The organism is Mesorhizobium sp. M7A.F.Ca.CA.004.06.1.1 (assembly GCF_003999135.1).
Taxonomy (GTDB): Bacteria; Pseudomonadota; Alphaproteobacteria; order Rhizobiales; family Rhizobiaceae; genus Mesorhizobium.
Genome location: NZ_RZPQ01000096.1, coordinates 1 through 12,366 on the forward strand (window position 1 = coordinate 1; position 12,366 = coordinate 12,366).

Consider the following 12,366-nt stretch of genomic DNA (forward strand, 5'->3'; position numbering starts at 1 on the left):
AACCGGGACCTGCCACGCTATCGAGCCATTGCATTGGGTTCCCCTGATCGCCCTTGGAAGTGACGAGACACTAGACCGTTGCAGCGGGCCACCGCAAGTTGCGTTTCACGCCGGTGAACAGCTAGAAAAACTCCGAAGCCCGGAAGACATCATTTTTATCCGACATTTGCCGCCCAGGCCTTTTCCGGACTAGGAGAATGTGATTCAACCCGCTAGGGGCGGGTGTCGGAACACCGGAATTCACGAGCAGGGGGCACATGGCCAAGGAAGCGCGCGGCGATTTCTATCCGGTACCGATCGTCGACCAGAATACGCGACCCGGCGCGGTCACCCGGCTTATCATTTTCATCGTCGTTCTGACGGGGGCGGCGATCGTCTTCGGGCTTTTCCGCGAGCGCCTCGGCGATCCTTTCCTGCTCGGCATGCTCGGCGTGCTGGCGATGATCGGCGTCGGCTTCCTGTTCGCGACGGCGATCGGCTTCGTGCAGGTCACGCCACGCTCGACAGGCGACGAACTGTCGAAATCCTTCGTCGATTCGATGTCGCAGGGGCTTCTCGTCACCGACACCAAGGGCCGCGTCGTCTACGCCAATCGCGCCTATGCGGATATGACCGGAGCATCGTCCGCTGCCGACCTGAAGACCGTCGAGGGATTGCTCTCGGATGTCCCCGAAGCCTCGGTGACGATCTATCGCCTGGCGTCCGGCCTGCGCGACGGCCAGTCGGGCGACGGCGAGTTTAGGCTCGCACAGTCCATTCGGCCCGGTGCCGAGCCTGGCGCCCGCTGGTACCGGGCCCGCGCCCGCGCCTTCAGCGTTCCAGGCCAGCGGCTGCCGATGCTGGCCTGGCAGCTTGCCGACATCTCGCAGGAGCGGGCCGAGCAGGAGCGCTTCTTCCTCGACCTGCAGAAGGCGATCGATCACCTCGACCACGCGCCGGCCGGCTTCTTTTCGGCCGACCAGGAGGGCCGCGTCACCTATATCAACGCCACGCTCGCCGAATGGCTGGGCATCGACCTCACCAGCTTCACGCCCGGCGCCGTGTCTCTGTCGGAGATCGTGGCCGGCGACGGCATGGCGCTGGTCCGCTCGGTCAAGGCCGACCCCGGCACCACACGCAACGCGGTGATCGATCTCGACCTGACGACCACGACGGGCGAAGCGCTGCCGGTGCGCTTCATGCACCGTGTTTCGGCCAGCCGCGAAGGATTGAACGGGCCGACACGCACGATCGTGCTCAACCGCACGCAAGGCGAGGATGCCTCTGCCGATTTGCGGGCTTCGGAAGTGCGCTTCACCCGCTTCTTCAACTCGACACCGATGGCGATCGCCGGCGTCGACCACAATGGGCGCATCCTGCGCACCAATGCGCCGTTCCTGTCGCTGTTTTCGTCTGTCGTCGATCGCGACGCCGTCGACCGTCGCGTAAGGCTCGACACGGTGATCCACGAACGCGACCGGCCGGCCTTCGCGGCTGCCTTCGAGAAAGCGCAGCAGCGGCAGGCCGACATCGAGCCGATCGACACGCTTTTGCCCGGCAACGACGAACGGCACATCCGCTTCTACGTCAACGCCGTCGCCGACGGCACCGGTGGCGAGGGCGCCGAGGAGTCGGCCATCGTCTACGCCGTCGAGACGACGGAGCAGAAGGCGCTCGAAGGGCAGATGGCGCAGAGCCAGAAGATGCAGGCGGTCGGCCAGCTTGCCGGCGGCATCGCGCATGATTTCAACAATGTGCTGACCGCCATCATCATGGCGTCCGACCTTTTGTTGACCAACCACCGTCCGTCGGACCCCTCCTTCCCCGACATCATGAACATCAAGCAGAACGCCAACCGGGCGGCTTCGCTGGTGCGGCAGCTTCTGGCCTTCTCACGCAAGCAGACATTGCGGCCGGAAGTGCTCAACCTGACCGACGTGCTCGCCGATCTCAGGATGCTGCTCGCCCGCCTGGTCGGCAACGACATCAAGCTGAAGGTCGACCATGGCCGCGACCTGTGGCCGGTCAAGGTCGATATCGGGCAGTTCGAGCAGGTGGTCGTCAACCTTGCGGTCAACGCGCGCGACGCAATGCCGGCGGGCGGCGATCTCACCGTGCGCACCCGCAATGTGACCGCCGAGGAGTGCAAGGCCTTTTCCTACCGCGAACTCGCCCCGGCGGACTATGTCGTGGTCGAAGTCGAGGACACCGGCAGCGGCATCGCGCCCGACGTGCTGAAGAAGATTTTCGAGCCTTTCTTCACCACCAAGGAAGTCGGCAAGGGCACCGGCCTTGGCCTGTCGATGGTCTACGGCATCATCAAGCAGACCGGCGGCTTCATCTTTTGCGATTCCGAAGTCGGCAAAGGCTCGACCTTCCGCATTTTCCTGCCGCGTCACATCGCCGAAGCGAAAAAAGCAGGCGAGCCCGGCGATGCGCCGGCGGCGCCGACAAAGGTCGCCGATCCGGCCAAGGATCTGTCGGGCTCGGCCACGGTGCTGCTCGTCGAGGACGAGGATGCCGTGCGCATGGGCGGCATGCGGGCGCTGACCTCGCGTGGCTACACCGTGCACGAGGCATCGTCGGGCGTCGAGGCGCTGGAAGTGTTCGAGGCACTGGGCGGCAAGGTCGATATCGTCGTTTCCGACGTGGTCATGCCGGAAATGGACGGACCGACACTGTTTGGTGAATTGCGCAAGCGCCAGCCGGACATCAAGTTCGTCTTCGTGTCCGGCTACGCCGAGGACGCATTCGCCAGAAACCTCCCGGCAGATGCGCATTTCGGCTTTCTGCCCAAGCCGTTTTCGCTCAAGCAACTGGCGACGATCGTCAAGGACGTGCTGGAGTCTTAGAGCCTTTCCCATGTTCCATCTTGCACAACGCCGTGACAACGCCATGATTGCGGGTGAAACGGCTGGAAGGCTTAGGGGGAGCAACTGGTGACGCCGCACAACGAAGCGGACAAGGACGACTACGCCGACACGGTTTTGTTACCGGGTGACCCGCAGCGCGCCGAGTGGATGGCGCAAACGTTCCTGGAAGCGCCGCGCTGCATCAATCGCCGCCGCGGCGCACTTGGCTTCACCGGGCTGTTTGGCGGCAAACCCGTCAGCATCCAGGCGACGGGCATCGGCGTTTCATCGTTTCTGATCTATGCGCATGAACTGCTGGACCATTATGGCGCCCGGACGTTGATCCGCACCGGCACCTGCGGCAGCCTGACCGCAAAGGCAAAACTGCGCAGCCTTGTCATCTCGCAATCGGCGCAGGCGGAAAGCGCCCAGAGCGGCCAGGTTTTCGGCCTTTATGGACCCGCTGGCCCCGACCCGGCGCTCCTCGCATCGTCACTGGCCAAGGCGGTAGAATTCGGCATCGACCATCATGCCGGCCTGACGGTGTGCAGCGACATCTTCTATCACCCGGAGGGGCGCGCCCGTTTTGCCGTTGCGCGGGCGCAAGGAGCCCTGGCCGTGGATATGGAAACCAGCGCGCTCTATCGCATATCGGAGCATTTCGGAGCGCGTGCGCTGTCGATGTGTGTCGTGGTCGACAACATCGAGACCGGCGAACAGACCGACTATTCCGAGCGCCAGGCGCTTTTCACCGACATGAGCCGTCTGGCGCTCGCTGTCGCAGCCGAGAGCTAGCCGAGTTACGGGAGCAATTGCTTGCGCACGGCTGCCACATCGTCGGAGGCGACCGCCGGGGCGGCGTTGCCCCAACTGGCGCGCACATAGGTCAGGACGTCGGCGACCTCCTGGTCCTTCAGGCGCCAGGCCAGGGACGGCATGGCGGGCGTTGTCGGCGCATCAGCCGTATGCACGGCCTGACTGCCGGCAAGGACGAGCCGGGCCAATGTTTCGGAACTGCCCTGCGCAACGCTAGAATTGCCGGGCCACGATCCCGCCAAGCATCCGGCCTACCTGCCCGGATGCTGGACCGATAGAAACAGCATCGTGCCATCAGCCATGAATCAGGACCTGATCGCCCTTGCTCAGCTGGCAAGCAGCCTAAGGAGTTTACGGCCTGGACGACGCCTTATAGACTGAACACATGGCGCTCAAACGGATGGACAACATAGGAATCGTCGTCGATGACCTCGAAGAGACGATTGGTTTTTTTGGCGAGCTCGGCCTTGAGCTCGAAGGGCGGGCCATGATCGAAGGGGAATGGGCCGGACGTGTCACTGGACTGGGCGATCAGCGCGTCGAGATTGCCATGATGCGGACGCCGGACGGCCACAGCCGGCTCGAACTGTCCCGTTTCCTCACGCCGCCTGTCGTCGCCGATCACCGCAACGCCCCGGTTAACGCCCTGGGCTACCTCCGCGTCATGTTCACCGTGGACGACATTGACGGGACGCTTGAAAGGCTCCGCAATCGCGGTGCGCGGCTCGAAGGCTAAGTCGTCCAGTATAAAGACGTGTATCGGCTATGTTACATTCGAGGGCCTGGAGGGCTTCTCATCGGGCTCGCGCAAGAACTCAGCTGAGCGCAATGCGCTAAGCAGCCTCCCGCTTCGGCACCATCTGCTCATCCATTCCCGGCCGATGGCCCCGCAGATAGAGCGCGCAGGTGGTGCGCAGCATCGACGCAAAGTTCGGGATGGCGCCGTTGATCTCGATGGCTTCGTCATAGAGCTTGGAGATGAATTTCGGCGTCGTCAAATCCTGGTTTTCGGCGATTTCGTCCAGCAAAGCCCAGAATGTCGCTTCGAGCTGGATGCTGGTCGAGTGGCCGTCGATGCGAATCGACCGGTTGATCTGGCGATAGCCTTCGGGATCCTGGCCCGCAAACACCCTGCACATCCGACAAACCTCCCATGATTGTTGGTCTTGGGTGGACGGGCGTGCAGTTTGATACTGCTTGACCTGTCCCCACATGCATTCTCGGGCAAAATTGCCGGTCCGGCAATCGGACTTTCGTCCCGTTCGCGGCTGCGGGCGTGGTAACCGGCTGCCACCACCTTTTGTCCGTGCCGCGCATAATCGCCTCCACACCAGAACGGAGACTGATTTGGCCAAGGCGATCCACAGTATGATCCGGGTTCTCGACGAAGCCCGATCGCTCGATTTCTACAGAAACGCCTTCGGGCTCGATGTCGCCGACAGGCTGGATTTCGAGACATTCACGCTCATTTACCTCAGCAATGCCGAGGCAGGGTTCGAGCTCGAACTGACCGTGAACAAGGATCGGCAGGAGCCTTACGGGCTCGGCGACGGCTACGGCCATCTGGCGGTCTCGGTCGTCGATCTCGACGGCGAACATGATCGTCTCGGCGCGCTAGGGCTCAACCCGAAGAAAATCGTCGAGTTCAACCGCGACGGATCGCTGATCGCCCGCTTTTTCTTCATCGAGGATCCCGACGGCTACAAGATCGAGGTTCTGCAACGCGGAGGTCGCTTCCAATAGGAGACATCGCAGCCGTCCCCTGACGGGGGCAGCGCGCCAGCAACGGCGTTCTGAAGAGAGCGCACATAGCAAGCAGGGAGGAATAAAATGGTCACGATCTATGACGCGAAGCCTGGGCTGTCCCGTCGAGAGCTTCTTAAACGGGGCGGCATCGGCGCGCTGCTCGTCATCTCAGGCAGCGCCGTCATCAGCCCCGAGCATGCCTGGGGACTGGAGACATCGGCACTCAAGCCCGAAACCATGGCGACGCTGATCCAGATGGCGCGTGACATCTATCCGCACGATCAGGTTCCGGACAAATATTACGCCATTGCCGTGAAAGGCCACGACGAACAGGCCGGCAAGGACGCCGCCTACAAGACTATGCTCGAAGATGGCATCGCCGACCTCGACAAGAAGTCCGGTGACGGCGGCTACCGCGGCCTTGGCTGGGAGGACCAGCGCGTCGCCGTGCTGAAGCAAATCGAGGCGACGCCGTTCTTCCAGGCCATTCGGGGTGGCCTCGTGGTCAGCCTCTACAACCAGAAAGAGGTGTGGCCGATCTTCGGTTACGAGGGCGAGTCCTATTCCAAGGGCGGCTACATCGCGCGCGGTTTCGACGACATCGAGTGGCTCTGAGCCCCGTCGCTCCTGAACCCGCAAACAGAAATCATGGGAGGAAACCATGGCAGCTTCATTTGATCTGAACAACGATGGCGTGGTCGTCATCATCGGCTCGGGCGCCGGCGGCGGCACGCTCGGCAACGAACTCGCCCAGAAGGGTGTCGACGTCGTCATCCTGGAAGCCGGCGCGCGCCACGAATACGAAGACTTCATCAATGACGAGTGGGGTTCGTTCAGCCAGCTCGCCTGGACCGACAAGCGCACCACGTCCGGCGACTGGCGTGTGGCCAAGGATTTTCCCAACCTGCCGGCCTGGATCGTCAAGTCGGTCGGCGGTTCGACCACGCATTGGGCCGGAGCTTCGCTGCGCTTCCAGGAGCATGAGTTCAAGGGGCTGTCGACCTACGGCAAACTGGAAGGCGCCAACCTGCTCGATTGGCCGATCACGCTGGCCGAGATGGAGCCCTACTATGCCAAGGCTGAAGCCAAGATGGGCGTCACCGGCACCAATGACTGGCCGCGGCTGCCGGGCAACAACAATTTCAAGGTGTTGAAGGCCGGCGCCGACAAGCTCGGCTACAAGGAATGCCACACCGGCAACATGGCGATCAACTCGGTCGATCGCGACGACCGCATGTCCTGCCAGCAGACCGGCTTCTGCTTCCAGGGCTGTAAATGGGGCGCCAAATGGTCGACGCTCTACACCGAGATACCCAAGGGAGAGGCGACAGGCCATCTCGAAGTCAGGCCGAATGCCATGGCGATCAAGATCAACCATGACGCCAGCGGAAAGGTGACCGGCGTTGTCTACGCCGACAAAGACGGCAAGCTGCAGGAGCAGAAGGCGCGCATCGTCGCGGTTGCCGGCAATTCGATCGAGAGCCCGCGGCTGCTGCTCAATTCGGCGTCGGGGAAATTCCCCGATGGGCTTGCCAACTCGTCGGGTCAGGTCGGCAAGAACTACATGCGTCACACCACCGGCTCGGTCTATGCCATCTTCGACAGACCGGTGCACATGTATCGCGGCACGACCATGGCCGGCATCATCCGCGACGAGGCGCGGCATGATCCATCGCGCGGTTTCGTTGGTGGCTACGAGTTCGAGACGCTGTCGCTCGGCCTGCCGTTCATGGCAGCGTTTCTTGATCCGGGCGCATGGGGGCGCTCGTTCACCACAGCACTCGATCACTACGACCACATGGCCGGCCTTTGGATCGTCGGTGAGGACATGCCGCGCGCGGAGAACCGCATCGCGCTGCATGCCGACGAGAAGGACGCGCACGGCATGCCGATCGCCGACGTGCATTTCGACGACCATCCGAACGACACCGCGATGCGTAACCACGCCTACAAGCAGGCTACGGCACTCTATGATGCGGTCGGCGCCACCCGCACCTTCCCGACGCCGCCCTATCCGTCGACCCACAATCTCGGCACCAACCGGATGAGCGAGAAAGCGGAAGACGGCGTCGTCAACAAGCACGGCCAGGCGCACGACATCAAGAACCTGTTCGTGTCCGATGGCAGCCAGTTCACCACCGGTGCCGCCGAAAACCCGACCCTGACGATCGTGTCGCTCGCGATCCGCCAGGCCGACTACATCGCGGCGCAGATGTCGGCCAAGACGATCTAGTCACATCCTCCCGACGGACTGCTGGCGCGGAACCCGCAAGGTTCCGCGCCTTTTTCTTGCCGCCTCACTGCTTGGTGCAGGTCGAGGCGGTGAAGGCGCCGTCGGGCTGCTTCATGATGATGTCGAAGGAGGGCACTGTTTCGCCGTCCAGCGTCGCCTGGGTCAGCGACAGTGAATTGCCGCCGGCGGTATATCCGCCCAGCGGCCCCAGCCACGAGATCACGCCGTTTGCGTCCATTTGGTAGTTGTAGCCCTGCCGCGCGGTGCCGAAGACGCCGAGGCTGGCGTAGACGGGGCCGCTGTAGACGTTCCCCTTGATGGTGATGTCGCCGAGGCTGAGGAACATGCCAAGCAGGTACACTTCGCAATGATAGGCGCCGTCAGGCATCTTGCCGTCGCTGAAATCGGCTCGCGCGGCCACGGTTGCTGCAGCCAGAAGCAGTATGCCGATGAAAATACGTGAAATACCTGAAACCATGACGTCGCTCGCTTGAAGAGCGAGCTTGCCCTATTTTTGCACCGCGCCGCAACATCGGTCGCCTGAGGCACGGGTGAGTTCAAAATCTAGGCAGATTTGGTAAATGATCGAAAAATAGGCAGAGGCTGCGCAAGCTGCGCAAAATTCCCTCAATCGATTTCTGGCCACCTCTCTTTGTTTTGTAAGCCCTATATTCCAAGGTGCTGATATCTATAATTTATTTGTGCCCTTTCGGGATTGCCAGAGCGGTTGGCATGGGGGTTGCTTTGTAGTGTTGCGGTGCAATCAACTAGCTTGGGAGTCTGTAATATGAGGGGTAATTTCTCGACAATAACAAAAATGTTTTCGGCTGGTGTGGTCGCCGCCGGCCTGTTGACGTCCGCTCCGGTCAAGGCCGCCGACGACACGATCAAGGTCGGCATTCTCCATTCGCTGTCGGGGACCATGGCGATTTCGGAGACGACGCTGAAGGACGCCATGCTGATGCTCATCGACGAGCAGAACGCCAAGGGTGGTCTGCTCGGCAAGAAGCTCGAGGCGGTCGTCGTCGATCCGGCTTCCAACTGGCCGCTGTTTGCCGAAAAAGCGCGCGAACTGATCTCCAAGGACAAGGTCGCGGCGGTGTTCGGCTGCTGGACCTCGGTGTCGCGTAAATCGGTGCTGCCGGTGTTCTCGGAACTCGACAATATCCTGTTCTACCCCGTCCAGTATGAGGGCGAGGAAAGCGAGCGCAACGTGTTCTACACCGGTGCGGCGCCGAACCAGCAGGCCATCCCGGCTGTCGACTATCTGATGAGCGAGGACGGTGGTTCGGTGAAGCGCTGGGTGCTGGAAGGCACCGACTACGTCTATCCGCGCACCACCAACAAGATCCTCGAGGCCTATCTGAAGGCCAAGGGCGTGGCGGCTGAAGACATCATGGTCAATTACACGCCGTTCGGCTTCTCCGACTGGCAGACCGAAGTTTCGGCGATCAAGAAGTTCGGTTCGGCCGGCAAGAAGACCGCCGTCGTCTCGACCGTCAACGGCGACGCCAACGTGCCGTTCTACAAGGAACTCGGCAACCAGGGCATCAAGGCCGAGGACATCCCGGTCATGGCCTTCTCGGTCGGCGAGGAAGAGCTAGCCGGTCTCGACACCGCGCCGCTGGTCGGCCATCTCGCCGCCTGGAACTATTTCGAGAGCGTCGACACGCCCGAGAACAAGAAGTTCATCGCCGACTGGCACAAGTTCATCAAGAACGACAAGCGCACCACCAACGATCCGATGGAAGCCCATTATATCGGCTTCAACATGTGGGTGAAGGCGGTCGAGAAGGCCGGCACCACCGATCCGGACAAGGTCATCGACGCCATGATCGGCGTGTCGGTGCCGAACCTGACCGGCGGCTATTCGACGATGATGCCGAACCACCACATCACCAAGCCGGTGCTGATCGGCGAAATCCAGGCCGACGGCCAGTTCGAAACCGTGTCGCGCACGCCGGGCCTGGTGATGGGTGACGAGTGGTCCGACTATCTGCCTGATTCCAAGGACCTGATCTCCGATTGGCGCGCGCCTCTGTCCTGCGGCAACTTCAATGTTGCCACCGGCAAGTGCGGCGGCAAGGGCACGAACTGATCCTCCCCGGGCTGGACCTTCAGGTCCATGCCCATGACCGCGCGCGTCCGGACGGCTTCCTCCGCCGTCCGGACGCCCACTTCAACCTTCAGGGGTTACCAGAGACCGATGATCTTGATCCGCACGGGTTTGATGCTGTTGTTCCTGCTGGCGACGCTGTCGTCCTCCGGCGCCGGCGAAGCCGATCTGCGCGGCATCATCGCCAAATTCGCCACGGCCAAGGGCTTTTCCGAGATCGGGGCCGTCGTCCACGAACTGGCGGCCGCCGGCGATCCGGCGGTAGAGCGGCCGCTTGCGGCACTTGCCGACGGCAACCTGTATGTCCGCAAGGCTGATTCCCTTGTGTTTGTCGGCAAGGAAGCGGGCGAAAGCGTCCAGCTTTCCGACCCGTTGAGCGGCGAGGCGTCGGGCGAGGCGGCCAAGGACGGCATCACCAAGATCAAGGTCAACAACACGCTGCGTCGCGTCATACGCGATGCGTTGGGCACGCTGACGCTCGGCGCCAAGGACCCGGCCGTGCGTGTTGCCGCCGCAGACACCATGTTCAAGACGCCCGACGCCGCAAACATCGGACCGCTCGACACGGCAATCGCCAGTGAGACCGTGGCCAGCGTCAAGGCGCTGCTCGAACAGGCTCGTGCCGCCTCCGTTCTGGTCTCCGACCGGCCTGAAGCCGACAAGCTCGCTGCAATTGCCCTGATCGGCGCGCGTGGCGACCGCGATGCGGTTTCCCTGCTCACCTCGGTCGAGGCGAATTCCACCGACGCGGTCAAGCAAGCGGCGACGACCGCAATCGCCAACATCAATTCGACGCTGGCCTTCTGGGATGCCGGGCAGAACATCTGGTACGGCATCTCGCTGGGCTCGGTGCTGCTGCTGGCGGCAATCGGCCTTGCCATCACCTTCGGCGTCATGGGCGTCATCAACATGGCGCATGGCGAGATGGTCATGCTCGGCGCCTACACGACCTTCGTCGTCCAGCAGGTGATCCGCACCTCCTTTCCCGGCCTGTTCGACTGGTCGCTGGTCATTGCGCTGCCGCTCGCCTTCCTCGTTGCGGCCCTGGTTGGCCTGATCATCGAGCGCGGCGTCATCCGTTTCCTCTATGGCCGGCCGCTTGAAACGCTGCTGGCGACATGGGGCGTCTCGCTGATCCTGCAACAGGCCGTGCGCTCGATCTTCGGGCCGACCAACCAGGAGGTCGGCAACCCATCCTGGATGTCGGGCTCGTTCAATCTCGGCCAGTTGGCGATCACCTGGAACCGGCTGTGGATCCTGGTTTTCGCGCTCGCTGTCTTCGGCATCCTGCTCTACGTGATGAAGCGCACGCCCTGGGGCCTGCAGATGCGCGCCGTCACCGCCAACCGGCGCATGGCCGCCTCGATGGGCATCAGGACGCCATGGGTAGACGCGCTGACCTTCGCGCTCGGCTCCGGCATTGCAGGCATTGCCGGCGTCGCGCTCAGCCAGATCGACAACGTCTCGCCCAATCTCGGTCGCGGCTACATCATCGACAGCTTCATGGTCGTCGTCTTCGGCGGCGTCGGCAATCTGTGGGGCACGCTGGTCGGCGCCTTCTCGCTCGGCATCGTCAACAAGTTCCTCGAGCCCTATGCGGGCGCGGTGCTCGGCAAGATCGTCGTGCTGGTGCTGATCATCCTGTTCATCCAGAAGCGCCCGCGCGGCCTATTCGCGCTCAAGGGCAGGGCGGTGGAAGCATGATCACGGGACGCTTCTTTGCCGCCGGCGCGGACCGCCGCATCGCCATCACGATCTTCATCCTGCTGGCGGTGGCCGTCCTTGTGCCGCTGCTCAACCTTGCGGTGTCTCCCACCAGCGCCTTCTACGTCCCTTCCTACATCGTCGCGCTCACCGGCAAATATCTCTGCTATGCGCTGCTCGCCTTGGCGCTTGACCTGGTCTGGGGCTATTGCGGCATCCTCTCGCTCGGTCACGGCGCCTTCTTCGCGCTCGGCGGCTATGCGATGGGCATGTATCTGATGCGGCAGATCGGTTCGCGCGGCGTTTACGGCAATCCCATCTTGCCCGACTTCATGGTGTTCCTGAACTACAAGGAATTGCCCTGGTTCTGGTACGGTTTCGACCATTTCTGGTTCGCCGGCCTCATGGTGCTCGCGGTGCCCGGCCTGCTCGCTTTCGTCTTTGGCTGGTTCGCCTTCCGCAGCCGCGTCACCGGCGTTTATCTCTCGATCATCACCCAGGCGATGACCTACGCGCTGCTGCTTGCCTTTTTTCGCAACGACATGGGGTTCGGCGGCAACAACGGCCTGACCGATTTCAAGGATATTCTCGGCTTCAACGTGCAGGCCGACGCGACGCGTTCGGCGCTGTTCGCGGCCAGCGCCGTGATGCTCGCGCTTGCCGTGTTCGTCACCTGGGCGATCGTCGGCTCCAAATACGGCAAGCTCCTGATGGCGGTGCGCGATGCCGAGAGCCGCACGCGCTTCCTCGGCTGGCGGGCCGAGAACGTGAAACTGTTCGCCTTCACCGTCTCGGCTGTCATGGCCGGCATAGCCGGCGCGCTCTACGTGCCGCAGGTCGGCATCATCAATCCGGGCGAGTTCGAGCCGGCCAATTCGATTGAAGTCGTCGTCTGGGCGGCTGTCGGCGGGCGCGGCCCC

11 protein-coding genes and 1 pseudogene are annotated in these 12,366 nt (G+C 62.6%); 9 read left to right on the plus strand and 3 right to left on the minus strand.

Annotated features, from left to right (window positions below; genetic code table 11):
* Positions 1-257 precede the first annotated feature (257 nt).
* Together EN906_RS08770 and EN906_RS08775 are read left to right on the plus strand one after the other, a co-directional pair.
* Positions 258-2,831 (plus strand): ATP-binding protein, encoded by a 2,574-nt coding sequence (locus tag EN906_RS08770; RefSeq protein WP_127375139.1) that lies wholly within the window; start codon positions 258-260, stop codon positions 2,829-2,831.
* A gap of 87 nt (positions 2,832-2,918) precedes the next feature.
* Complete coding sequence (locus tag EN906_RS08775) at positions 2,919-3,626, plus strand: purine-nucleoside phosphorylase (protein ID WP_127271305.1); 708 nt, start codon at positions 2,919-2,921, stop codon at positions 3,624-3,626.
* A gap of 5 nt (positions 3,627-3,631) precedes the next feature.
* Here EN906_RS08775 and EN906_RS08780 read toward each other — a convergent pair whose 3' ends face one another.
* Positions 3,632-3,802 (minus strand): hypothetical protein, encoded by a 171-nt coding sequence (locus EN906_RS08780; protein WP_236382813.1) that lies wholly within the window; start codon positions 3,800-3,802, stop codon positions 3,632-3,634.
* 230 nt (positions 3,803-4,032) lie between these two features.
* Between EN906_RS08780 and EN906_RS08785 the strand changes: the two are divergent.
* Positions 4,033-4,470, plus strand: a pseudogene (locus EN906_RS08785) (VOC family protein).
* 10 nt (positions 4,471-4,480) lie between these two features.
* Here EN906_RS08785 and EN906_RS08790 read toward each other — a convergent pair.
* Positions 4,481-4,786, minus strand: a complete 306-nt coding sequence (locus tag EN906_RS08790; RefSeq protein WP_127268969.1) for a ribbon-helix-helix domain-containing protein — start codon at positions 4,784-4,786, stop codon at positions 4,481-4,483.
* 208 nt (positions 4,787-4,994) lie between these two features.
* On the opposite strand from EN906_RS08790, the gene EN906_RS08795 reads away from it, so the two are divergent.
* The 3 genes from EN906_RS08795 (at position 4,995) to EN906_RS08805 (ending at position 7,626) form a co-directional block, all read left to right on the plus strand.
* Positions 4,995-5,390, plus strand: a complete 396-nt coding sequence (locus EN906_RS08795; protein WP_127271303.1) for a VOC family protein — start codon at positions 4,995-4,997, stop codon at positions 5,388-5,390.
* An 87-nt stretch (positions 5,391-5,477) separates the two neighbouring features.
* The gene (locus tag EN906_RS08800; RefSeq protein ID WP_127268967.1) at positions 5,478-6,008 is read left to right on the plus strand and encodes a gluconate 2-dehydrogenase subunit 3 family protein; all 531 of its coding nucleotides are present in this window, start codon (positions 5,478-5,480) and stop codon (positions 6,006-6,008) included.
* A 46-nt stretch (positions 6,009-6,054) separates the two neighbouring features.
* On the plus strand, positions 6,055-7,626 hold the full coding sequence (locus tag EN906_RS08805; RefSeq protein WP_127268966.1) for a GMC family oxidoreductase: 1,572 nt from the start codon (positions 6,055-6,057) through the stop codon (positions 7,624-7,626).
* A 64-nt stretch (positions 7,627-7,690) separates the two neighbouring features.
* Here EN906_RS08805 and EN906_RS08810 read toward each other — a convergent pair whose 3' ends face one another.
* Positions 7,691-8,104: a hypothetical protein gene (locus EN906_RS08810; RefSeq protein WP_127268965.1), complete on the minus strand. Its 414-nt coding sequence runs from the start codon at positions 8,102-8,104 to the stop codon at positions 7,691-7,693.
* A 309-nt stretch (positions 8,105-8,413) separates the two neighbouring features.
* On the opposite strand from EN906_RS08810, the gene urtA reads away from it, so the two are divergent.
* The 3 genes from urtA to urtC all read left to right on the plus strand — a co-directional run.
* The gene (gene urtA / locus EN906_RS08815) at positions 8,414-9,724 is read left to right on the plus strand and encodes an urea ABC transporter substrate-binding protein (RefSeq protein WP_027036733.1); all 1,311 of its coding nucleotides are present in this window, start codon (positions 8,414-8,416) and stop codon (positions 9,722-9,724) included.
* A gap of 108 nt (positions 9,725-9,832) precedes the next feature.
* Positions 9,833-11,446 (plus strand): urea ABC transporter permease subunit UrtB, encoded by a 1,614-nt coding sequence (urtB, locus tag EN906_RS08820; protein ID WP_127271301.1) that lies wholly within the window; start codon positions 9,833-9,835, stop codon positions 11,444-11,446.
* The coding region (urtC, locus tag EN906_RS08825; RefSeq protein WP_127375140.1) for an urea ABC transporter permease subunit UrtC at positions 11,443-12,366 on the plus strand (924 nt) is incomplete at its 3' end. The genes urtB and urtC, both read left to right, overlap by 4 nt.

Excerpts from the sequence above, each read along its gene's own strand:
- urtB (WP_127271301.1), top strand. The coding sequence starts at position 9,833 with ATGATCTTGATCCGCACGGGTTTGATGCTGTTGTTCCTGCTGGCGACG.
- EN906_RS08805 (WP_127268966.1), top strand. The coding sequence starts at position 6,055 with ATGGCAGCTTCATTTGATCTGAACAACGATGGCGTGGTCGTCATCATC.
- EN906_RS08790 (WP_127268969.1), bottom strand. The coding sequence starts at position 4,786 with ATGTGCAGGGTGTTTGCGGGCCAGGATCCCGAAGGCTATCGCCAGATC.
- EN906_RS08770 (WP_127375139.1), top strand. The coding sequence starts at position 258 with ATGGCCAAGGAAGCGCGCGGCGATTTCTATCCGGTACCGATCGTCGAC.
- EN906_RS08800 (WP_127268967.1), top strand. The coding sequence starts at position 5,478 with ATGGTCACGATCTATGACGCGAAGCCTGGGCTGTCCCGTCGAGAGCTT.
- urtA (WP_027036733.1), top strand. The coding sequence starts at position 8,414 with ATGAGGGGTAATTTCTCGACAATAACAAAAATGTTTTCGGCTGGTGTG.
- EN906_RS08810 (WP_127268965.1), bottom strand. The coding sequence starts at position 8,104 with ATGGTTTCAGGTATTTCACGTATTTTCATCGGCATACTGCTTCTGGCT.